The sequence below is a fragment of the Lentibacillus jeotgali genome (assembly GCF_000224785.1).
GTDB lineage: Bacteria > Bacillota > Bacilli > Bacillales > Amphibacillaceae > Lentibacillus > Lentibacillus jeotgali.
In genome coordinates, this window is sequence record NZ_AGAV01000015.1 from 1 (window position 1) to 23,354 (window position 23,354).

23 protein-coding genes and 1 tRNA gene are annotated in these 23,354 nt (G+C 43.8%); 1 reads left to right on the forward strand and 23 read right to left on the reverse strand.

Annotated elements, in window-relative coordinates:
* Positions 1-367: 367 nt before the first annotated feature.
* The 15 genes from lysS to spoIIE all read right to left on the reverse strand — a co-directional run bounded on the left by lysS (position 368) and on the right by spoIIE (position 16,500).
* On the reverse strand, positions 368-1,849 hold the full coding sequence (lysS, locus tag ON01_RS11480; protein ID WP_010531191.1) for a lysine--tRNA ligase: 1,482 nt from the start codon (positions 1,847-1,849) through the stop codon (positions 368-370).
* A 213-nt stretch (positions 1,850-2,062) separates the two neighbouring features.
* Entirely contained in the window at positions 2,063-2,290 is a 228-nt protein-coding gene (locus ON01_RS11485; protein WP_010531192.1) for a helix-turn-helix domain-containing protein, read from the reverse strand.
* Positions 2,272-2,775: a 2-amino-4-hydroxy-6-hydroxymethyldihydropteridine diphosphokinase gene (gene folK / locus ON01_RS11490; RefSeq protein WP_010531193.1), complete on the reverse strand. Its 504-nt coding sequence runs from the start codon at positions 2,773-2,775 to the stop codon at positions 2,272-2,274. Before folK ends, ON01_RS11485 begins: the two co-directional genes overlap by 19 nt.
* Positions 2,772-3,137 (reverse strand): dihydroneopterin aldolase, encoded by a 366-nt coding sequence (gene folB, locus ON01_RS11495; RefSeq protein WP_010531194.1) that lies wholly within the window; start codon positions 3,135-3,137, stop codon positions 2,772-2,774. The genes folK and folB overlap by 4 nt, the downstream gene beginning before the upstream one ends.
* Positions 3,130-3,963, reverse strand: a complete 834-nt coding sequence (gene folP / locus ON01_RS11500; protein WP_010531195.1) for a dihydropteroate synthase — start codon at positions 3,961-3,963, stop codon at positions 3,130-3,132. Before folP ends, folB begins: the two co-directional genes overlap by 8 nt.
* A 120-nt stretch (positions 3,964-4,083) precedes the next feature.
* Complete coding sequence (gene cysK, locus ON01_RS11505; RefSeq protein ID WP_010531196.1) at positions 4,084-5,010, reverse strand: cysteine synthase A; 927 nt, start codon at positions 5,008-5,010, stop codon at positions 4,084-4,086.
* Positions 5,011-5,101: 91 nt separating this feature from the next.
* Positions 5,102-6,001, reverse strand: coding sequence for a peptidylprolyl isomerase (locus ON01_RS11510; RefSeq protein ID WP_010531197.1), 900 nt, complete (start codon positions 5,999-6,001; stop codon positions 5,102-5,104).
* A 92-nt stretch (positions 6,002-6,093) separates the two neighbouring features.
* Entirely contained in the window at positions 6,094-6,969 is an 876-nt protein-coding gene (gene hslO, locus ON01_RS11515; protein ID WP_010531198.1) for an Hsp33 family molecular chaperone HslO, read from the reverse strand.
* Positions 6,970-6,999: 30 nt separating this feature from the next.
* Positions 7,000-7,782 carry a type III pantothenate kinase gene (locus ON01_RS11520; RefSeq protein WP_010531199.1) on the reverse strand — a complete coding sequence of 261 codons (783 nt, stop codon included), beginning with the start codon at positions 7,780-7,782 and terminating at the stop codon, positions 7,000-7,002.
* A gap of 229 nt (positions 7,783-8,011) precedes the next feature.
* Complete coding sequence (gene ftsH, locus ON01_RS11525; RefSeq protein WP_010531200.1) at positions 8,012-10,054, reverse strand: ATP-dependent zinc metalloprotease FtsH; 2,043 nt, start codon at positions 10,052-10,054, stop codon at positions 8,012-8,014.
* A gap of 149 nt (positions 10,055-10,203) precedes the next feature.
* On the reverse strand, positions 10,204-10,752 hold the full coding sequence (gene hpt, locus ON01_RS11530) for a hypoxanthine phosphoribosyltransferase (RefSeq protein WP_010531201.1): 549 nt from the start codon (positions 10,750-10,752) through the stop codon (positions 10,204-10,206).
* A 15-nt stretch (positions 10,753-10,767) separates the two neighbouring features.
* Positions 10,768-12,162 (reverse strand): tRNA lysidine(34) synthetase TilS, encoded by a 1,395-nt coding sequence (tilS, locus tag ON01_RS11535; protein ID WP_040912513.1) that lies wholly within the window; start codon positions 12,160-12,162, stop codon positions 10,768-10,770.
* Positions 12,163-12,271: 109 nt separating this feature from the next.
* A complete protein-coding gene (locus tag ON01_RS11540) occupies positions 12,272-13,204 on the reverse strand; it encodes a protein kinase domain-containing protein (protein ID WP_010531203.1) in 933 nt (310 codons plus the stop codon).
* Positions 13,173-13,913 carry a VWA domain-containing protein gene (locus ON01_RS11545; protein ID WP_010531204.1) on the reverse strand — a complete coding sequence of 247 codons (741 nt, stop codon included), beginning with the start codon at positions 13,911-13,913 and terminating at the stop codon, positions 13,173-13,175. The genes ON01_RS11540 and ON01_RS11545 overlap by 32 nt, the downstream gene beginning before the upstream one ends.
* A 136-nt stretch (positions 13,914-14,049) precedes the next feature.
* Complete coding sequence (gene spoIIE, locus ON01_RS11550; RefSeq protein WP_010531205.1) at positions 14,050-16,500, reverse strand: stage II sporulation protein E; 2,451 nt, start codon at positions 16,498-16,500, stop codon at positions 14,050-14,052.
* Between the two features lie 314 nt (positions 16,501-16,814).
* Between spoIIE and ON01_RS11560 the strand changes: the two genes are divergently transcribed.
* Positions 16,815-16,888: transfer RNA gene (locus tag ON01_RS11560), tRNA-Met, on the forward strand.
* 571 nt (positions 16,889-17,459) lie between these two features.
* On the opposite strand, the gene ON01_RS11565 is transcribed toward ON01_RS11560, so the two are convergent.
* The 8 genes from ON01_RS11565 to spoVT form a co-directional block, all read right to left on the reverse strand.
* Entirely contained in the window at positions 17,460-17,840 is a 381-nt protein-coding gene (locus ON01_RS11565; protein WP_010531206.1) for a S1 domain-containing RNA-binding protein, read from the reverse strand.
* Between the two features lie 73 nt (positions 17,841-17,913).
* Positions 17,914-18,294, reverse strand: coding sequence for an FtsB family cell division protein (locus tag ON01_RS11570; protein ID WP_010531207.1), 381 nt, complete (start codon positions 18,292-18,294; stop codon positions 17,914-17,916).
* A 6-nt stretch (positions 18,295-18,300) separates the two neighbouring features.
* Entirely contained in the window at positions 18,301-18,900 is a 600-nt protein-coding gene (gene yabQ, locus ON01_RS11575) for a spore cortex biosynthesis protein YabQ (protein ID WP_010531208.1), read from the reverse strand.
* Complete coding sequence (gene yabP, locus ON01_RS11580; RefSeq protein ID WP_010531209.1) at positions 18,897-19,196, reverse strand: sporulation protein YabP; 300 nt, start codon at positions 19,194-19,196, stop codon at positions 18,897-18,899. The genes yabQ and yabP overlap by 4 nt, the downstream gene beginning before the upstream one ends.
* 59 nt (positions 19,197-19,255) lie before the next feature.
* Positions 19,256-19,513, reverse strand: a complete 258-nt coding sequence (locus ON01_RS11585) for an RNA-binding S4 domain-containing protein (protein WP_010531210.1) — start codon at positions 19,511-19,513, stop codon at positions 19,256-19,258.
* A gap of 5 nt (positions 19,514-19,518) precedes the next feature.
* Positions 19,519-20,970 carry a bifunctional methyltransferase/pyrophosphohydrolase YabN gene (gene yabN / locus ON01_RS11590; RefSeq protein ID WP_010531211.1) on the reverse strand — a complete coding sequence of 484 codons (1,452 nt, stop codon included), beginning with the start codon at positions 20,968-20,970 and terminating at the stop codon, positions 19,519-19,521.
* Positions 20,970-22,553, reverse strand: coding sequence for a putative polysaccharide biosynthesis protein (locus tag ON01_RS11595; RefSeq protein ID WP_010531212.1), 1,584 nt, complete (start codon positions 22,551-22,553; stop codon positions 20,970-20,972). The genes yabN and ON01_RS11595 overlap by 1 nt, the downstream gene beginning before the upstream one ends.
* Before the next feature lie 167 nt (positions 22,554-22,720).
* Positions 22,721-23,257, reverse strand: coding sequence for a stage V sporulation protein T (gene spoVT, locus ON01_RS11600; RefSeq protein WP_010531213.1), 537 nt, complete (start codon positions 23,255-23,257; stop codon positions 22,721-22,723).
* Positions 23,258-23,354 lie beyond the last annotated feature (97 nt).

Sequence of the window (23,354 nt, forward strand, 5' to 3'; positions counted from 1 at the left end):
CAAGGAGCAAATTTTGCGTTGCCGCCTTTCGACAGCGACTTAATTAATATACCATCTAATAGAGTTAAAGTCAACAGCTTTTTTTATTTTTTCTTGTTTAGATGTATTTGATGTTGCGTCTGTTTTTGCAACGATTAATAATGTATCATGTTTTATTCCCTGGATCAATAGCAAATTAAACAAAAAATAACTGGGTATTTCATCCAAATTAAAATGACCCTATTACTTTCCACTCTTCAGTTAAATCGATCCCCGCGTGCGCTTTGATTTAAACCAAAGCGCACGCGGGGGCCTGTAGTACACAGCGGCAACATTGATTATATGCAGGTAATCAGCACTTGCCCGCAAATAATCCCTTTATATGGAATTATTTATTGCGCATTTGCGGAAACAGTAGCACATCCCGGATGGACGGGGAGTTAGTTAACAGCATTACCAGCCGGTCTATTCCAATTCCAAGTCCACCCGTTGGCGGCATGCCGTATTCCAATGCTTCCAGAAAGTCTTCATCCATTAAGTGTGCCTCATCATTTCCGGCATTCCGTTCTTTTACTTGAACTTCAAAACGTTCACGCTGATCGATTGGATCATTTAATTCACTAAAAGCGTTCGCATGCTCACGGCCGACTACGAACAATTCGAATCGATCAGTGAACCTGGCGTCCTTGTCATTTCGCTTGGCCAGTGGCGAAATTTCCACCGGATGACCGTAAATGAACGTCGGCTGAACAAGGGATTCTTCAACCTTTTGCTCGAAAAATTCATTAAGAATGTGACCATACGTCATACTTTCGTCAACCGCAATGCCGTTTTCTTTAGCTAGCTTAAGTGCTTGTTCGTTACTCATCTTAGGCCAGAAGTCAACACCGGTATACTCTTTGACAGCATCAACAATATGCATCCGCCGCCATTCCGGCTCCAGATTTATTTCCTCGTCATCATAATGTATCGTCATAGTGCCAAGCACTTCATTGGCAATATGAGAAATAAGATTCTCGGTAAGTGTCATGACGTCATGGAAATCAGCATAGGCTTCATACAGTTCCATCATGGTAAACTCAGGATTGTGCCGGGTGGACACACCTTCATTCCGGAAAACACGCCCGATTTCATACACTTTCTCCATACCGCCGACGATCAGTCGTTTCAAATGCAATTCAATTGCTATTCGCATATATAATGGAATTTCCAGAGCATTATGGTATGTTTCAAATGGACGTGCTGCTGCCCCTCCAGGAATACCATGCATCATAGGCGTTTCTACTTCCAGAAAACCTTGTCCATCAAGGTAACGCCGCATTGACTGAATGATTTTACTTCGCAGAATGAATGTTTCTTTACTGTCTGGATTGGTGATTAAATCCAGATAACGTTGACGATAGCGCTGCTCAATATCTTTCAGCCCGTGATATTTTTCGGGCAGTGGCCGCAATGACTTGGTTAGCAAGGTGAACTTCACAGCTTTCACTGACAGTTCCCCCACTTTTGTCCTGAACATAAGCCCCGTTACGCCAACGATGTCTCCCATATCGGCCGACTGAAAAACCTCATAGGCATCTTCACCAATCATATCTTTCCGCACATAAATTTGGATTTGGCCGCTCAGGTCCTGAACGTGGGCAAATCCTGCCTTTCCTTTGCCGCGCTTTGTCATAATCCGGCCGGCAATTGTCACTTCATCGTCCTTTTCTTCCAATTCTTCCTTGGAAAACTGATCATATATGCTGGCCAAATCAGCCGCATAATGAGTCCGGTTAAATTTCCCGCCGAACGGGTGGACGCCTTTTTCATGATAAAATTCAAGTTTTTCGCGCCTTGCCCGCATATGATCATTTAATTCCTCTGTCACATTTATCACTCCATTTTATACGACCGGCTCCATGTTTTTGAAGGAACCTGGCTTTCAGTAATAAGTATCTCGATTTCCATGGCATACGCCAAGATTTATAAATCAGGAGGACTTGCTTTTAGCTTCCGGTTCTTCTGCAAATGAATAAAGTATGTCAACGAGATTTTCGCGGGTTTCCGTATCGCTGATTTTACGCCGGATTTGAGGCTTTGGCTATTCCTCCTTCTTGTTCGGAGGCTTTTTACCCTGCAATTCACCTCTTGATACACGTAATTGGTCAGCTATTTGCTGCAGCAATTCATCTGAAGCTTGCTGGCTCCCCCGTTCGACATCACCAAGATTAATAATAGGCATATTTAATTGCTTTGCCAGACCTGCCTGCGTATACCCCTTTAATTTGCGGAATGCTTTTATTCTTCTTCCTAATCTCTCTCTGTCCATTGTCGTACATCCTTTATGTCGCTTTCAGGAAGTGCTTTTATATAATCCGCTGCACGCTTGTGACCTACTGCCGTGATCGTCAGTTCCGGAGCAATTTCACCGAGCGGAATTAGCACAAATGCCCGCTCAAGCATACGTGGATGCGGAAGGATTAATCGTTCTGTTTCTCTATTTTCCTGATTATACATTAAAATGTCAAGGTCGATTGTACGCGGGCCAAAGCGGATTTCTCTTCTTCTGCCCAATTGCTTTTCAATTGCCTGACAAACATCCAACAATTCCATCGGCAAAAGGGAAGTATCCAATTCAATTACCATATTTAAAAACTCAGCTTGATCTGTATAACCGACGGGGTCTGTCTGATATATAGATGACTTTTTAATAATGGTAATCTGCCGATGAGCGTTCAATGCTTCCAGTGCTCTAGTAAGGTATTTCTCCCGCGGTTCGATATTGGACCCTAAGGCCAGATAAATATTCTTCATGCGTTACGCTCCCGGAAAATTTGTACGGCAACTGACTGATAATGACCTGGTATCGGCGGGTCGGGTTTGATGACTTTTAGCTTACACGACTCAAGCAAATTAAAAGAGCGGAACAATTCATCCGCAATGTCTTCGGCGATTGCCTCCACCAGCTTTTTTGGCTTACCTTCCATAATATTTTTGACGACGTTATAAATCTCGCCATAATCAATGGAATCATTCATATCATCCGAACGGCTTGATGTTTTTAAATCAAGCATCAGTTCGACATCGACATAAAACCGCTGTCCAAGTGTGTTTTCTTCCGGAAATAAGCCATGATATCCGTAGAATTCCATTTGATTAAGCAATATTTTATCCAAGGTTCTCAACTCCTCGCTTACCGAGCATTGTATCCATCATTTTTGCCAATTCGGCATGTAATTTCACATTATGAACCCGAACGACCTGAACACCCTTCGTGATTCCCAGACACGTTGTGGCACCCGTTCCATTATCACGCTCTGCAGCCGGTACATCCAGAATTTTGCCGATAAAAGATTTCCGTGATGCCCCGAGCAGTATAGGGTATCCCAAATCATGAAATTTCTCCAGCTGGTTAATCACCGTCAGATTGTCAGCCGACGTTTTGGCGAACCCGACCCCGGGATCGAGCACGATATTATCCGGCAAGACACCTGCATTAAGCGCAATATCGATGCTTTCATGCAAATCCTGTTTCATATCAGGGATTAATGAGCTATAATTTCTATTAGTTCGATTATGCATCAGGATAATCGGAACGTTATAATCAGCAGCAACACCTGCTATGTCAGGTTCTCGCTTTGAACCCCAGACATCATTGATAATCTCAGCACCCGCTTTAACAGCCTGCCTTGCCGTTTCAGCTTTATACGTGTCGACAGAAATCGGGATCGTTATGTTTTCCTTTACTGCCCGGATCACCGGCAAAACTCGCGCGATTTCCTCATCCTGCGAAACGGGCTCATGGTCCGGCCGGGTGGATTCACCACCTATATCAATCATGTCGGCGCCCTGTTCCTCCATTAAGATAGCCTGATTAACCGCGCGTTCAACTGTGGTATAACTACCGCCATCCGAAAATGAATCAGGTGTGACGTTCAGTATTCCCATAACATGAGTTCGTTCATCCAATTGAAACGTCCTAGAATCAGTTGTTAATCTCATACTGTACCTTCTTTCAAATCTGTAATGAAAGTCTCATCTCAAGCATTATTCATATCGTATCACACCATTAAAAAAAGGACTAGCACCAGAGTATCCGGTGCCAATCCTTGATTCAAGCAATTATTCTTCGTCATATTGGTAGAGCGGTGTGGAGAGGTAGCGCTCACCATTGTCCGGGATGACCGCAAGTACTTTTTTACCTTTGCCCAATTGTTCCGCAACCTTCTTCGCCGCGGCTACGGCTGCCCCGGCCGAAATACCGCCCAGGATACCTTCCTGTCTGGCAACCTCCCGGGATGTTTGGAAAGCTTCATCGTTCGAAATACGGATGGTATCATCATAAAGTTCCGTATCCAGGATCTTAGGCACAAATCCTGCGCCAAGCCCCTGAATTTTATGTGGCCCCGGTGAATCTCCGGAAAGGACAGCAGAATCATCCGGTTCAACAGCATACAGTTTGACGTCTTTAAAATGATCTTTCAGAACTTTGCCAGCGCCAGTGATCGTTCCGCCGGTTCCAATACCGGAAACAAACGCATCAAGCCCGTCGTCCATCTGCTTGACAATTTCCTGACCAGTTGTACGGGCATGCACTTCCGTGTTGGCTTCATTGTTAAACTGCTGTGGCATAAAATAGCCATGCTCTTGCTGCAGTTCCTCAGCTTTCTTAATCGCGCCTTTCATAGCATCCGCCCCAGGGGTCAGCACCAATTCAGCACCGTATGCGCGCAATAAATTACGGCGTTCCTTACTCATCGTATCAGGCATAACCAGGATTGCCTTATATCCTTTTGCAGCAGCAACCATGGCCAGACCAATACCGGTGTTGCCGCTGGTTGGTTCAATAATCGTGTCACCCTCATTTAGTTCGCCTTCTTTTTCAGCAGCTTCAATCATCGACAATGCAATCCGGTCTTTTACGGAACTGCCAGGGTTCATGAATTCTAGTTTCAAATAAACATCGGCACTATCCTTTTCAACTGAACGGTTTAACTTTACAACCGGTGTTTCCCCAATCAGGCCAGTTATATTATCAGCAACTCTCATCTTAACTCCTCCCAATTCCAAGTATTTTTATAGGATTTATATTTAATGTACGTTTAAATTGAAAAAATGTCAATCATTTTAAATTGAAATGTTACTCACTGTAAATCCAGTCTGTTTTCAATTCATCCCATAATGATTCAGCTGACAAAGACTGGTCCATTTGATTCAATGCCAATTCCCGCTCCACATACGGTTTTATCTCATCATAATCAAATGTAATGGAAGGAAGCTTGCGATGAAGATAGATAATTGCCACCCCGTTTTGTGTCTCAAAGGGTTCACTGAATGTGCGTTCTTCCATATTCTTAACTTTATCAAGATAACCGTCAGGCCAAAATTGGCTGGTATTGACCAAAAAACCCAAGTATCCGCCATTATTCTTCGTTTCTTCATCTATTGAATATTCTTGTGCGAGTAAATCGAATGATGCGCCGTTCTCAAGTTCGCTTATCACTCTGTCCGCGGTATTCATATCCGGTATTACAATATGGGAAACTTGAGTTGAGGCTTTAAAATTATATTGCTCCTTATAATCTTCATAATACGTTTTGACTTTTTGGTCAGGTATATCTCTATCAGCCGTCAAGAGGGCTTCCAATTGATAGCGATGTTTAATATCATGCCGCCATCGCTCTTCTTTATTATTTGTTTCTTCCTCGGTCATAACACCCTGCATTGTCGTTAGCTGTGCTATTTCCCGGGTAATGACTTTATCATCAACGGTAACATTGTGTTCTTCAGCCAGCTGCTGCACCACCTGCCGGTTCATCATGATCTTCAGCTGCTCTTTCCCGTGCTCTTCACGTAATGTAAGCATCCATTCATCAAACGAAATTGTTTCATCACCTGCAGAAGCAACCGGTTCTCTCTGATTGATTTGATTGTTATGATGATCAATCGGTATCGTTTCATCCTGATTCCACAACATGAGGGTCGCAATGTTTGTTACAAGCAACACCGTAATAATACCCCAGAGAAGTTTCCTATTCATCGGCTGCTCCTTTCCGCTTCAGTCGTTTAATAAAGGGATAGTTTAAAAGCGTGTCAAAAAGGAGTATAACATGGACTTTTTGAACAACCACTTTAAATACGCTCTTTCAGTTCTTCCAGCTCCTGTTCAGACAAACGGTAGACTTCATTACAGAAATGGCATGTTGCTTCTGCCCCGTGGTCCTCATCTATCATGCTCTGAATTTCTTCACTGCCGAGACCCATAACTGCCTGTTCAACGCGTTCTTTGGAACACTTACATTGAAAACGGACAGGCAGTCGTCCATGAATCGTTATTTCTTCATTTCCAAAAAGCCTTTCAAGAATTTGTTCCGGCGAATTACCTTCCCTAATCAAGGACGAAATGGCCGGAAAGTTCTGGATTTGTTCCTCCAGACGGGCGATCACCTCTTCATCAGCACCAGGCATCACTTGGACGATAAAGCCGCCAGATGCCGATATGCTGTGATCAGGATTAACTAACACCCCGGCCCCGACAGCAGAAGGCACCTGTTCAGAATTGGCGAAGTAGTAGGTAAAATCGTCGCCAATCTCGCCGGATACAATCGGAACCTGACCTGTAAAGTGTTCCTTTAAACCCAAATCTTTAACGACACTGAGATTCCCTTCTGTACCAACCGCTTGTGCCACATCCAACTTGCCTTGTTCATTCAAATCAAAATCGACATGCGGATTTGACACGTAACCACGTACATCCCCCGTTGCATCACTGTCAGCAATGATTGCACCAATCGGACCGGTTCCTTCAAACTTTACCGTAAGCGAATCATCACCTTTCAGCATCGCTCCCATCATTGCACTGACGGTAATTGTCCGGCCCAGAGCGGCTGAAGCAGTTGCCCACGTATCCTGGCGCCTTCTTGCTTCTTCAACCGTATTTGTCGAACTGATGGCGTATGCGCGGACTTTCCCGTCATATGCCGTCGCTTTTAAAATATAATCTTTCATGTGATATGGACATCTCCTTTAAATTCTCAGTTAAAAATCTGCCGCTTGCGTATTTTGCTTGTAAATCAGATAAAGCCCTTTTAACGTCAAATATTTATCGGCATAATCAATCGCTTCAGAGGCTTCTGTAAACAAAGATGCAAGTCCCCCGGTAGCAATAACGGTCGGTTCTGTTCCCATTTCCTGCTTCACCCGGTACACAATCCCGTCAACCTGTGCAACGTAGCCATAAAACACTCCGGATTGCATCGCATCTTCCGTTGTACGGCCGATCACATTTTCCGGTGCTTGCAATTCAATTTTCGGCAACTTTGACGCTTTACTGTTAAGTGCCTCCATGGATATCAGAATCCCCGGTGCAATCAATCCGCCGTGGTAAGCTTTTTCATGATTAATATAACAAAAGGTCGTTGCCGTTCCAAAATCAATAATAATCAGCGGGGCTCCATATTCATCGATGGCACCGACTGCGTTCACAATACGATCAGCCCCGATTTCTTTTGGATTTGGATACGCCATTTTTAAATATGAATGCACTGACTCCTTACCGATCACGAGGGGTTCAAGGTGAAAATATTTGGTGCACATTTTTTCCAGCGAAAACATGATCGGCGGTACAACAGACGAAATAATCACCCCGGTGACATCAGTGAAGGAGAGATTTTCATGTTCCAGTAATGATTTAACAAGAACTGCGTATTCATCCTCCGTTTTATGACGATCCGTTTTAATGCGCCATTCATGGATTAATGTATCGTCCCTAAAAACACCCATAACCGTGTTTGTATTACCTGCATCGAGCACAAAAAGCATTGATTACCAAACCTTCCTGTATACCTTTTCTATCCTTTTACTATATCATAAAGCGAAACTTCATTCAGCAGAGTGCTTTTCTCTGCTGAATGTTAGTTGAGCCGAATCGGGCTTTTATGGACAGTTATCTGTCGTAGTTTGGCATGTTGTTGCCCGTCATATGTGGGTTAAAACAGTCTAAGAGAAAAAATCAGCCTCTCACTTTCATGAGAGGCTAACAAATTCTGTCTTATTCTTTTTTATCTTCCGAGTCAGAGGATGAATCGTGATCGTCACTTTGTTCTTCGTTTTGTTCTTTCCTTTTCTCTTCATGCTCTTTTTCAGCCCGGCTTTTGGCTTCTTCATACGTTTTCGGCTCAGGTTCGTCGCCATCTTTGGACTGAATATTCACTTTCACATCATCATTATTGTCATCGCTCTCTGAAGTGGAATTTCCTTCACTCTTATCAGGTTCAGGGAGAAAGCCCTCTTCAAACAATGTCTTGAGCTGTTTTCTGTCCAGCGTTTCAACATCAAGCAATGTTTGAGCCATCAATTCAAGCTTATCTTTGTTCTCGGTAAGAATCCTCTTGGCACGGTCATAGCAGTAATTGATAAAGTTTTGCATTTCTTTGTCGATCTCATATGCAATCGTATCACTGTAATTTTGATCGTTTTGGATGTCACGGCCAAGGAATACTTCTCCGCCGCCGCTTGTAAACTGCAGCGGACCAATTTTATCACTCATACCATATTCCGTAATCATCTTGCGTACAATATTGGTTGCCTGCTGAAAGTCATTATGTGCGCCTGTACTCACTTCGCCGAACATCACTTCCTCAGCAACCCGGCCGCCCAGTAATCCGGTAATCTTATCAAATAGCTCTGGTTTGGTAATGAAGGCCCGGTCTTCTTTTGGCAACTGGATAGCATAACCGCCTGCCTGACCGCGCGGCACAATCGTCACTTTGTGCACTTCATCCGCATTCTCCAGCACAAGACCGATGATTGTATGCCCACTTTCATGGTGGGCAACAATGTCGCGTTCCTTCTTGGAAATAACCTTACTCTTCTTGGCAGGGCCGACAATAACCCGATCAATGGCTTCATCCACATCTTCCATGCCGATCTTATCTTTATCGAAGCGCGCAGCAACAAGCGCCGCTTCATTCAGCAGGTTCTCCAGATCGGCACCCGAAAATCCCGGTGTGCGTCTCGCAATCGTATTGAGATCGATCGTATCATCAAATGGTTTATTCCGTGCGTGCACTTTCAATACTTCTTCACGGCCTTTGACATCCGGACGGTTAACCGTGATCTGTCGGTCAAAACGTCCCGGACGCAGAAGTGCCGGGTCAAGAATATCCGGACGGTTTGTTGCGGCTATAATGATAATGCCTTCATTGATACCAAACCCATCCATTTCAACGAGCAGTTGGTTCAAGGTTTGCTCACGCTCATCATGGCCGCCGCCAAGCCCTGCGCCACGCTGTCGGCCGACAGCATCGATTTCATCGATAAAGATGATGCACGGTGAGTTTTTCTTGGCATTTTCAAATAAGTCACGTACACGTGATGCACCAACACCTACGAACATTTCCACGAAGTCCGAGCCACTAATGGAGAAGAACGGTGTGCCTGCTTCTCCTGCTACAGCACGGGCAAGCAATGTTTTACCTGTCCCCGGCGGGCCTACGAGCAGCACCCCTTTAGGGATTTTTGCACCGACTGACGAGAACTTGCGGGGATCCTTTAGAAAGTCAACAACTTCGACGAGTTCCTGCTTTTCTTCATCCGCCCCGGCAACATCCTTGAAACGAACTTTTTTCTTATCATCACTGACCATTTTAGCTTTACTTTTGCCGAAGTTCATGACACGGCCGCCACCGCCGCCTTGAGCCTGACTAAGAATAAAGAAGAAAAACAGTCCTAATATAAGAAATGGAATAATTGTTGTCAGAAAGGTTACCCAGCCGCTTGGTTGTTCCTCTTCTGCTACACTGAGCTGGCTTTGTTCACGAGCCTGCTGTGTTATATTTGAAACAACAGTATTCGTATCCGGAACTTGGGCGACAAATTGTTCGCCTTCTCCCATTTCACCGGTAATACGCACGATACCGTTAGCCGGCTGCATGGTCATTTCCGCAATTTGTCCTTCTTCTAATGCACTCATGAATTCCTGATAATTATATTGTTCTCTTTGATCATTTTGGCCATTAAATACTCCTATGACGCCTATGACGACCAGGAATATAAGCAGGTAGAATATAACATTTCTAAATATCCGGTTCATTCCTTACCTCCTCCAAGCGGGAAAACTACAAACAATACTACCATATAAAAAAGTAGCGATACAACTAATTGTGCTTACAATTTCTTTAATCAGTTTACCGTGAGTTCTGATATTTTATCACTAAAATAATAAGTTCATTAACTGACAGGTCACGATTCTTCTCCGCCATATATCTCCGGTTTCAGCACACCGATATATGGCAGGTTTCGGTACCGTTCCTCATAATCAAGACCATAACCGACAACAAATTCATTCGGCACTTCAAATCCAACAGTATCCGCTTTGATATGTGACGTGCGTCCGGATGGTTTATCAAGCAGTGTTACGATTTTAATGGAATTTGCCCTGCGGTACTTGAATAAATCAACCAGATAACTGAGTGTTAAACCACTGTCAATGATATCCTCGATAATTAATAAGTCACGGCCTTCAACCTTTGTATCCAAATCCTTTTCAATCTTCACTTCACCAGATGAACGCATTTTGCCGCCGTAGCTGGAGACATCCATAAAATCCATTTCCAGATATGTATGAATATGGCGCAATATGTCAGACATGAATGGCATAGCTCCCTTCAGAACACCGATGGCCAGAGGGAATTTTCCATCGTATTCCTTTGTCAGCTGTTCACCAATTTCCGCGCACTTTGCGGCGATTTCCTCTTTCGTGATCAATATCTTTTCAATATCGTTGTGCATGCTGCTCCTCCTATTTTATGCGTTACTGGGCTTAAAACTTAATTGAATGTACATTCCGCTGTCGGTTTGCGTCAAAGGTGTTCCTTTTTTTAAACCGGCAAGCCACAGGACGGTATCATTATTATCAGTTATAACCGGCCATGTATCCCTTTCATTTAATGGAATTTTTGCATCAATAAAAATATCTTTGACCTTTTTGCTACCGTTCAGACCTTTCCACCGCAGGCGATCCCCCGGCTTTCGTGTCCTGATATGTAAAGGCAGGGCGACTGCTTCCTTATCACATACATAAACCATTCCATCTTTCATGCGAGGAATGCCGGTCATTTCCGCCGACATAACACCCCCGTCGGGCAGCACCGTTTCACCGGGAAGTTCGACCAGCATATGATAGGAGAAAGATTGGGTCTGTTCGTTCTCGAAGTAAAAGGACGTACTTTGATAGGATCTTTCCAGTTTCAAACGATTGGGGAAATCAATCCGCATATTGCCATGACTCGCATTAAGCATTTTAAAAAACTGTTCTTCATGTACATATGACATTTTTTCCGGCAGATTACTGTATAGATAGTTCAATATTAGATGAAAGACTCGCCTTTGTAAAGATTGCGGATAAGAAAGAAAGGTCTGAGTGTTAAAATGCACTGCGATTTTCTGTTCATCAAATATAACCATCTCTTCTGCCATCTGTTCAGCTTCATGTCCCAGAAATTTTTCATCTTCCTGCAGTGAGCGACTTAAATGTTGGATGGTCCGATGCAGATTCTGATTCTTATTTTTTAATAATGGAAGTACTTTGTTACGGTAGTAATTTCGTGTATATGTTATGTCGTCGTTTGAAGGATCCCTTCTTGGTGTAATGGCATGCTCTCTGCAATAATGTTCGATGGATTCTTTTGTTACACATAAAAAAGGCCGGATAATCTTTCCGGATGCAAAATTCCGCTCAAGTGGCATGCCAGCTAATGACTTTACACTGGCTGAATGAACCAGCCCCATTAGCACCGTCTCTACCTGATCGTCACCGTGGTGCCCGAGTGCAAGACAGTCCGCATCATACAGACGCATCTGTTCAGCGAAAAATTGATAGCGCAATTCCCTTGCTGCAATCTGTGTCCCCATTTGCCTTTCCTGTTTATAGGCCGGTACATCCAGCGATGTCCCAATAAATTCAATGTTCCGTCCCCGGCAAAGCTCTTTGACATACTCAAGATCCTCAAGCGACTCCCCCCCCCGGAGCTGGTGGTCGACAGATACGGCAATTACACGTAAATTCCATTCTTCCCGAACACTCCAAAAAAAATGAAGTAATGCCATGGAATCCGGGCCGCCCGAGACAGCAATCAAAACCGTTGAATGTTTGTTTACCAGTTGGTAGCGTTTAATAAATGCGCGAACTGTGTTATCCATCCCATTCCTTCCAATCACGAAAGACTCCTTTTAGAACAACCACTTTTATTTTCTCTTTTATTCTATCATAGTTTCATCACGTGACAAAGCATTAGGATGTCTCTGGAAACTATGGCAACATCAGTGATGAAAGGTAGTAAAACAGAGCAGCCAGAATAATCCCGCTGCCCTCTGCAAGCGGGGCCCTTGCGCCATTCGCGTATCTGGACCGGCGTTTTGGTCTTTTTCGGTGTTCTGCTGCATTGATCGTATTCATTAGATCACGTCGCATGTCAGCACTCGACTGATAGCCGCCGAGTAGTGCTTTTTTTAAACACTCCTTGTATCCACGCAACTGCCGGACATCATTCAATTTCTTCAAAAGGGTTGCTTTGGGATTTGCTCCTTTTTCAAACCGCTTTGGGTAATATATATTTAAAAACACCATCACCAATGCAAATAAATCATAGCTTGGTTCAGCCTTTCTTGAGCCAAGCCCCCAATAGCCGCGGTCATAGAATTCCGTATATTCCTTGATTGCCCTGCCAATTTGTGTTGTACCGCCGACATCGATCCAGCGGACAGTCGGTGGATGCGGGATCACGATAAGATTTTCGGACTTAAAATCTCCGAACACCCAGCCGGCCTGATGCAAGTGTTCCAGATCATCGAGTAATTGCAGCATGAATATAGGCGTCCATTCATGGCCGTGCCTGCTAATGAAACGGGTTATCGGCTCTCCCTGCAAGTATTCCATCACATAAAATGAACACTTGCTATTAGGGGACATTTCCCAGTCATCAACATCCAGCAGAGAAGGTCCAAGACAATTGCCTTGGACCTTCTCCAGCGATTTCAGAACATTTACTTCAACCGTCATGGATGTGGCATTTTTACTGATTTTTAAAGCGCCATATTGGCCGTTGCAATCACATAAATATACTGTTCCGATTGCACCCTGGCCAATCTTTCGTTTTATGACATACCGATTCTGATGCCATTTTCCATGAATAACCGTACCCGGTTTTAGATTAATGCCCTGCTTCTTCCACGCCTGGTCCATCTTCATCCCTCAATTTTTTTAATAAACCTTTCTTGCCAAATTGATACATCGCCTCCTTGATTGCCGGACCGGTTGGAGTGATGCCACCGCTTGTCAATTTTGGGAAGATCGTGGAAATTGAATCAAGCTTAGGAGACCAATCCAATACATTTTCAATGGCTTTACGTTTACCGGGAAAATTGAAAATACAAAACCGGTTGCGCCCAATGCGGGCGTTCAGGCTGATTGACAAATCAAGCAGCGCTTCTTTAACGGTTGGAAGTTTATCATGCATGCTTGCGCTCGTATCTGTCAGTACAAGCACTTCCAGATCACACGTCTCGCCCATATCTTCAACAACTTCCATAATTTCGCCCCGTTTTTCCGGTTCAATCTCTTCCAGACTCTGGTTGTCTCCAAGAATTTGTTTCAGCTCCTGATTGACAAAGCCCTGCAATGTCTGGGTCATTGCCTGTTTTGTAACGGTTTGAACAGTTTGAGAAAGCGCCTGTTTATAAACTAGCTGACTGATGCCGCCACCTGACAACGCAATATCTTCCACTTCCTGCAGCCCTTCAGGTTCTTCAGTCTGATCATCATCAAGAATCCCGATGACATTGACAGTTATCCCCTGTTCCCGGCAGAGTGCAGCTGTCACCGTCGGGTCTTCACCTTTGTTTGAGCAGCCATCCGTGATTAACAAAATCTGTTTTAATGTTCCTTTTTTCACCGAAAATACCTCCCTTGTATCCACTACCATCATCACCATAAATGCTGGGCTATATACGTGGGAGGACGGATGACAGCCGTTCAAAGACGGGAAGCCCTATATGCTGAAGACCCCCGAAGTAGGCGGTGGGGGCCATTTACTGTGCCTGATCTGTATAAACAGGAATTGACGTCCACTGCGGTGAATTTTTCGTTACCTTGGCAACCACCACAGTCATGTCATCTTCAATCGCCCCGCCTCTTGTCCGTACAACTTCTTCCAATATTAAATCGGCCATTTCCTGCGGGTCATCTGTTTGCATATTCCGGATTTTCCGTTTCAGCCACATATCAATATTTTCAATGTGCTTAGGCCCGTCCAGGATACCATCGCTCATCATGATTAAAATATCACCTGACCTCAATTGGTCACCGACAATATCGACATCAAATTCCTGAATAATCCCCATCGGCAGATTGCTCGCCTCAACCTTAATGATTTCATCTCCACGTTTAATCAGACTAGGGGTGGATCCAATTTTCAGAAATTTAACTGACGCATTATGCAAATTAATGACCGCAAGATCCAGCGTCGCGTACATTTCATCAGTTGTTCTTAACGACAGGATGGAGTTGATTGACTTGATGGCAACACTTTCCGGTATTCCCGTCTGCAGAATCTGCTGCAGCAAGCGCAATGTTTCTTCACTTTCTTCATTCGCGCGGGTGCCGTTACCCATACCATCACTGATGGCCATGGCATATTTGCCTTCCCCAAGTTCAATCGTCCGGAAACTGTCCCCTGAAACGAGCCCGCCTCCTTTGGCAGCGTTGGCGATTCCTGTGTCGACAACGTATTCTTTTGCCGAACCGAATACCAGCTGGCAGTAACCATTCGGAAATGGTGATACGTCTTCCTTTTTCACGATAATCATTTCATTGAGAATATCAGATAAAACCGGCGCAATCAGTTTCGATCCTTCTCCATGATAATCATAAAAGGACAGTGTCATTTCCAAATCGACATTACCTTTTTCCAGCCGGTAAATATCAAGCTTTTCCAGCGCAATTCCCATGTTTGTCAGCGTCTCAATAATTTGCATTTCCTGTTTTTCGTGATGCTCCCGTTCCTTAAGAATCTCATTTGCAAAATCATCCATGACTTCTGACACACCCTGCAGTTGATCCGCAACAAAGCGTTTGCTTTCCATCACTTGTTTTTTCAATTTTTTATTTGCTTCGAAAAATGAAATTTCATCTTTCATCGTATCCATTACTTTTTTGTTTTTGACACAATGATTTTCAAAGTCACGAACCGACTTGTGATTTGGTTCTTTTCCATCTGCCAAATCATGCTTTAAGTTCTCCATTAATGAATACGTTTTATCAAATTGCTGCTCCCAGCATCGTTCTTTCATAAAACAGGTCTGGCAGGTTTTTTCGGTTACCTGGCTCAGAAAGTAGTCCGTATCCCGCCTGGCACTAACGCTATCTTCGTTCGTTTCCTCAGCTGCTGAAAAACTTTTTGACAGTGCTTCAAAAACATCAGAAAATTGCTCAACACGTTTGGCTGTGACATTGCGGACTTTTTGCAGGTATTGCTCCTGCTCATTGGAGTGTTCCTCAGTCCCCGGTATATAGCGGGACAATTTTTTTATCCACCCTGATGGGGTGATCAGAAACAATGCAATGGCAATTGACGTTTCTGTAAGCGACGGTATAACTCCCGCTACATCAGCATAAATCGCAATCAGAAACGTTCCGACCAATAACCCGATACTGACACCAACCTTACTGCCTTCTTTGAGAAGACCGCCAAGCAGTCCGGAAAAAGCCAGAAGACTCATCTGATAAAGATTGGCAACATTGGCGAGCGATAATATAAGCCCTGCCACAACGCCAACGGTAGAGCCGATAGCCGCGCCCCCGACAAATGAAAGCAGCAGTACAAAATACCTGGAGAAAATTTGTTCAATGGAGGCATTATAGATTTCCCAGCCGATCGTACCTGTGAGAATCGATGCCAGAAGTATAATTAGACAAACAATTTCCTCATTTTTTAATGCGGGTTTAAAACGTTGTGGTGATAATAATGGAATACTCTGCATAAAGATTAATACCAGGACGGTTCCCAGAACACCTTCTACTAACAACAGCATCCATTCATAAGATGACAGCTGTCCCCAAAATGAATAAATGGACAGCCGCGGGGCTACTGTTGCAAAGAAAACAAAAACAGGTATCAAGACCTGCTGTCTGCTCACGTTCTTAAAAATGCCGGCCATAAAAATAAATAGAATCATCGCCAGCATAATAAATACACCATGTGTGACTGAATAACTGAATGCTCCGGCCAAAACAGCGAGCATCACTTTCGGAGCCTTCTCCCTATGTATAAGCCAGATACCAGCTAAAAAAGCAACAGCAAATGGAGAAACCACTGATAAAATGATAGCTCGTCCAAGCAAAAAGCCGACAAGAAAAAATAACCACCCTTTTTCCAGCAGTAGCGTTTTCAATTGTGCGGAAAATTTGATGCGCAGTTTTTCCAGCACCCCCTGATTGACACCAATCGTTTTGGTTTCCGCGCGTGAAATTGAATTTATCATACAATACCACTCCCTCTTGCCACTCATTAAATCACATAATGCATTCTTTTTTTGTCAAAACAACAGGGCGAATTCAAAAAATCGTTCGACTGGTTTCTAAGCGGACAAGCTATTTTCTACATCAGGTTCCGTATTCTGTTTAGTGATGTCATCTTTTTGTCATTATCCCGTACCAGTACTGATTGGAAGCCGAAAATAGATGTTATGAAAATCGATATGCTGGCTAATTTCCGTATATGTTGCCAGTTTCGATGATAAAATTTCTGTTGACACATAGGTATTGCTGTTGTATTATATTTTTTGTGACTGAATTTGGCGGTGTAGCTCAGCTGGCGAGAGCGTACGGTTCATACCCGTAAGGTCGGGGGTTCGATCCCCTCCGCCGCCACTAAGAAGCAAAAGAAATCGGTAATAGCACCGATTTCTTTTTTATATCTGTCGGTTTTCTTGAAGATTGTCGTTTTTGAAACAAAGTCCATAAACTGCGACGTAGTGAAAATTTTGTGTGCAATAACATCGCTTCGGAAATACACTGCGCTTTCCTCGGGCGGCTGGTGAGCCTCCTCGAACTCCGTTCTGCGGGGTCTCACCTATGCCTTTTCTCCCGCAGGAGTCTCCGTGTATTTCCTTCGCTGGTTTGGAGATATTCGACTTCCAATCACTATTGATGATATTATGATGGTTGATTGGAGCGGAGGGCAGTTAACCCCTGCGGGAAGGCGGGCAGCTGAAGATCCCGCAGGAAGCGTTTTTTGCTTCCGAGGAAGCTGAAGCGTTGCCCGCGGAAAGCAACTGCCCGAAGCGGAAATCACCCTGTCACTTTGTCGCAGTTTATCTCAACTGTGTGTTTTTATAAAAATGAAAAAGTCTTAAAAAAGCAGGTGCCGCGATCGTGTACGCGGCACCTGCTTTTTATTTATGGGGAAATTTATTATCAATTTTTCATAGACAGCAAACAGCTATCCTCTTTTAGCACCTCGACCTCCGCGTTTGGATTCCGTGTGCTTTTTCAAAGAGGCTAAACGGTCTTCCGAATCTTTAAGGAATTTGTTCATTTTTGATTCAAAAGATTCCGTCCGTTGACGACTCCGCTGACGTGGCGGTCTATCTTTTGCTTTTTTGATGGAAAGGCCAATCTTCCCATCATCCTGGACATTAAGCACCTTGACCGTTACCTCATCACCAACGCTCAGGTGATCATTAATGTCTTTTACATAGTTGTCGGCAACCTCACTAATATGGACAAGGCCCGTTTTTCCTTCATCAATTTCTACAAAGGCCCCGAAATTAGTGATACCGGTTACCTTTCCCTGCAGCTTGCTGCCTACTTCGATTGACATACAGAAAGTGCTCCTCCTTAGATTGTTGAAAAGTATACTTCTTATATATTATAGCCAGTATTGTAAAAGCGTGTCAATAAGAGGGATTTTCATCTGGAATGTTAAAAATTAACTCGCCTTCTTTTGAGAAAAAGTAGTTGGTGCGTGCGATGTCTAATACGTATTCCTCATCGTTCAGCAGATTAATTTCTTCCTCTAGATTCTGTTCCTCTTTTTCAAGTGCGGCCATCTCGCTCTGTAGTTGTTCATACTGCTCTGTTTTTTCTGCATGAAGCGCACGCTGATTGAAATGATAGGTGGCCAGACTGCCGAAAACGATTAACACCACGATTGAAAATAAAACCAGACGGCGCCTCAGACGCTGTTTCTTCCGCTTCTGTCTTTCTATGTAGGCATCATACTGCTGTATATAATTCGAATCTAGCCGTGTCACGTTCTTTTCCTTTAAAGGCAAAGGCATCTACCTCCTCTTAGAGATGAGCTTGTTTATCCATTTCTTAAATGTATTCTCTATTGTACTATAAAACCCTGCTATTTTGTGTAACTTTTTTTGAATTGTTTGAGGAAGCATTTTAAAAATTCTTCGAGCCAGCCACAAGATTGGGGTCAATACAATTATTAAGATGTATCGAACCACAAAGAGCAGTATCTTTACTATAAATACAACAATTGTTATGCCCAATTGAACAATGAATTTAAGTGGTGCCATGACTAGTATTCTGACCATCTTTTCCAAGAATTGATAAACCTGGAGGATGATTCTGATCAGATGTTCCAGCAGCTTCTTGTATGTTTTGGCGGCTGCTACCTGATATATGGAAAAACCTAAAAGAACAGCAATAAACACATAGAAACGCAATTCACCGCTATTCACTTGGAATAAAACATAATATAACAGCAAAGTCTGCGTCAGCCAAAAACTGATTTCCATGAAGTATTTCAGAAATACTCGCCGCCTCCAGCTGTCGGAAAGACGCCGGAACGAGTCCAACGCAACGCCCAGGTAGAATCCTCCGGCGATCATGGAAAGCATTGTTATAAACTGCACATCCAATGTCATTTGAATAGCTTGCTAAAGAATCCTTTAGCTTTCTCCTGATGATGTTCATCAACATAGGAAAGCTCGTAAACCTTGCCCTTGATGGTGACAAGACCATCACTCACATCGAGGTTTTTCAATTGCAGGTCTTGGCCGCGGATAATTAAATAGCCCATAACCGTTTCCAGCAAAAACTCTTCGTTGTCAAAACTATCGACTTCTTTTACACCGGTTATCTCCAAGTTTTTTCGGTTTTTAACTGTTACAGTATGCTCCTGTTCTGTCCGATTAACGGATTGCTGTTCATAATAATTCATACACTTCGCCCTCCTTATCACTATCACTGTATGATAAAGAGGACAAGTCTAGAACTATTCTAATTCACTTTCTCTTCACTGATTACTTTATACAAGCTTTCCGCTTCATCTTTTTTTGCCGCTTCTTTTAATGATGTCACTTCAAGTGTCACCGTTTTCTGGCCGAACTTTATGACCAATTCGTCACCTGTCGATAGGACTGTTGATGCCTTTGCAGGATTTCCATTAACCTTAATGCGTCCCTGCCCAGCGACTTCCTTTGCCAGTGTCCGGCGTTTAATCAGTCTTGACACTTTTAAAAATTTATCAAGCCGCAATACTATCACTCTTTTCTTTTTGCCTGATTCCAGTAATGATCCATTTCTTCCAGAGGGGTTCCCTTAATGTCTTTCCCTTGAATCTCCAATTGTCTTTCAATGTGGGAAAAACGCGAAATGAACTTCCGGTTCGTCTGATTCAGTGCTATTTCCGGGTTTATTTTATAATACCGCGATATGTTGGCCAATACAAACAATACATCGCCAAGTTCGCTTTCGAGTTCCGTCTGATCTTGTCTATCGATTGCCTCCTGGGTCTCGTCCAGTTCTTCCTGTAGCTTCTTCCATAGATCCTGAATGTCATCCCAGCGAAACCCGACTTTGGCTGCTTTTTTCTGTAGTTTAAATGCCTTTGTCAGCCCCGGAACCCCCGCTGGTATGCCGTCCAGAACTGATTTCCGCTGATCACCTTTTTCCTCCTGTTTCAGCGCATCCCACGTTTTGTCAACAGCATCAACTGTATCAGCCGATTGGTCTTTAAACACATGCGGATGGCGGTAAATCATTTTATCTGTGATCGAACGAATGACATCATCAATGGTAAAGTAGCCATCGTCTTTACCAATCTGACTGTGGAGCATTACCTGCAGCAGCATGTCCCCCAGCTCTTCCACAATACCGTCGTCATCCTGTTCATCAATCGCTTCAATTAATTCATAGACCTCTTCAATGGCATATTCACGAAGTGTTTCATGGGTCTGCGCACGATCCCACGGGCAGCCATCAGGTGCTCTTAACGCGGCAATGACTTCACGCAGGCGCGTAAATGTATGGCGCAGCATCTCCTCCGGTACGGGCGGAACATAAACGGAAATTAGATTATCAACCTCGGAAAAGGCATGATCCAGTTCTTCCAATTCAAGAGCAGTTATTTTTTCCTGAGTGGTGCCAGCTGCTCTAACAATCTTCACAAGATAATTCGGCGGCAGATCTTCAAGCAGTTCAAGCTTAACATTTGATGCGATAAACTGGTCATACACCTGACTGAAAACAATATGTTGATAATAATTCAATTGGCTGCGGTCAAACGCTGTTCCATCAACGAATTGAAAGCCGTCAATCGGATCAATTTTAAGAGACGTGAACAAAGCATCCAAGTAGCTGTGACCGCCTGTGATTTCAACCGGCACATCATCTTGTTCCAACAATAGCTGTACCGTTTTTTCGGCAAGCATCGGATGGCCTGGTACCGCATAAACAACGGAACTGTTCTGTGCTTTTCCCAGCAGTATACCAGCGATCTGTTCATATACATCCCCAAATTGGTCTGTTGCTTCGTATATGTGATCAAAGGCTGTGAAAGTAATGTCCTCCTTCTTTAACTGCCTTACCGCCGGATGATCGACCGTACGGAGATATAGCGGCGTATCGCGATTGGTTAGTTTTTTATAAATGCCAAGTGTTAATTGATCCAGGTCACCGGCACCAAGCCCGATTATTTCGATTTTATGATGCATTAACGATCCCTCTCTTTATGTATTCGAATCAACACGGCAGCAAACGGAAACATGGACAGCTCTTTTTCTGTAAAAGCCCTAAGCCTAAGCAGCAAAATCAGATAAACGATCGCTCCTGCAATTGAAATGAACATCACATAGAATAACAGTCCTGCTCTCGACGTAATCGGTTCAAACAGATAATCCATCCCAGCTAAAAAAACAGCCATTCCGGCCAAAGCTATCACAAGTGCGGTCCAATTCAAGTGGTTTGCCAGTTTCAGTTCAGGCAACTTCCGTTTTAATGCCATGATCATCATGGCGGCAAAAGCGGCTAAACCAAGCACAGTGGCAAGCGCACTCCCGGTTATCCCAAACAGCGGCACCAGCACCTGATTACCGGTCCATTTCAAGAAAAACGCAATGACAACAAAGCCTGCTGTCCGTTTCATAAAACCCATTCCCTGCAGGATGGAAGCTGCTGTTATGCCGACAGAACTGAGCAAAATGGCGATAACCAGTATTCGCAGGCTCCCCGATCCGGCATCATTCTGAAACAATAGGACGTTTGCTTCCGGGAAAATGATCACCAAGCCCGCTGTTGCGCCCGCCGCCAAGTACGAACTGACAAGCAGCGCACTCCGGACAGAATTACCGATTGCTTTCTTCCCGCTTTTAAGACTTTCTCCCGATACGGCCGGCACTAACGCTAAAGCAAACGATGATCCCAGAACCGTTCCGAGCTGAATAAGTGGCTGCCCGCGGTCAAAGATACCTTTTGCTTTCATTGCTTCGCGTTGTGACAGGCCAAATTCCTGCAAGCTTGGAATTAGTGTAAACGTATCAGCAAATTGAATAATAATGAGAACCATATGGTTTAATGCCGCAGCAATACCCAGGACGAGCAATGTTTTCACATAATATTGCCAGGGTATTATCAATTGCTGTTTTTCTGATGGCCTGCAGCGGAAAAAGAAAATAAGAAGAATCATAATTGCCGTCAGAGTGCCCATGATGGAGGCAACAGCAGCTGCCTGTCCAATATTGTATAAATACTCCGGATGGCTGTAAATCCATATGGCAGCAGCAATAATCAAAAAGACCCGTGTCAGTTGTTCACCGATTTGGGAATAGGCTGTCGGCTTCATGAAACGCCTTCCCTGAAACACACCTCGCAGGAGAGCGGAAAAAGGGATCAGCAAAAAGATAAAGGCCGCCAGTTCATATGTCTTCCTTAGTCTGTTATCGCCTGCCCATACAGCCATTTCCTCTGCGTTGAAAAACAGAAACAGAAAAACACTTCCCATCATGAGCAGCATAACGAGGAGCACCGGCAGATAAAAATATCGAAGTGAGACCCCTTTCCCTTGCGCTTTAAAATCGGCGATCATTTTTGATATCGCAGAAGGAAAGCCATATAAAGCTGCGATCAAAGCAATACCCAGAAACGGATAGACCTGCTGATAAATATAGAAACCCATATCCCCGGTCAGATTCTGCAGCGGAATCCGGTAACCGGCACTCAGCAGTTTACTGAGAAAGCCTGCCAATGTCAGCAATAAAGCACCTTTCATCAATTTGTTCTGCTGATTTTCACCCATCATAAACGCCTTTCCCGCTAACTCATTTGTCCTCATTATAGCATAAGAAAAGAGGCATGCTATACAATCACCTGCGCAAATGAAAAAAAGCGCCTTATTTTAAAAATAACGGCACTTTTTTCCTAATGGATGAGTATGTTACTTAAGAAAACGCAGTCAGTTGGAGTCGGCTATTCCATTTGCCTTGCCAGAAAACTTGAGGCTGTCTGTACTGATTTTTGTTCGACCTCACTCAGTTTATTCCCATCTTTTGAAAATAACATCACACAGCCGATTGGATCGCCGCTGGCAATAATCGGACTGATGCAATATGAATCAAGGTCTTCCTCCTGACCTTTAATAAGCTCAGTAGCAGATGGCTCCGTTTCATAAGCCATGGTTCGCTCCTCCATCGTCTTTTCTGGCTGTGAACCAATACTCTTGTTTAAGTAATCTTTTTTAGACTCGCCAGCCACCGCAATAACTTCATCACGATCGCAAATCAGAACCGGGTAGTTAAGCGAGTCAAACAGTGCTTCTGCATACTCGCTCGCAAAAGAGCTCAACTCGCTTATAGGAGAGTATTTCTTTAAAATAACTTCACCTTCCCGGTCAACAAATATTTCTAATGGATCACCTTCCCGAATACGCAACGTTCTTCTGATTTCTTTTGGGATGACTACCCTTCCTAAATCATCAATGCGACGTACAATTCCTGTTGCCTTCATGTTAGGAAGCCCTCACTTTCTACGATGATTGTTCCTGGTGCACGCATTTTCAAACGTTACCTCCAAGAGAAAAAAACACCAGTTGTGAGTTTAGTAT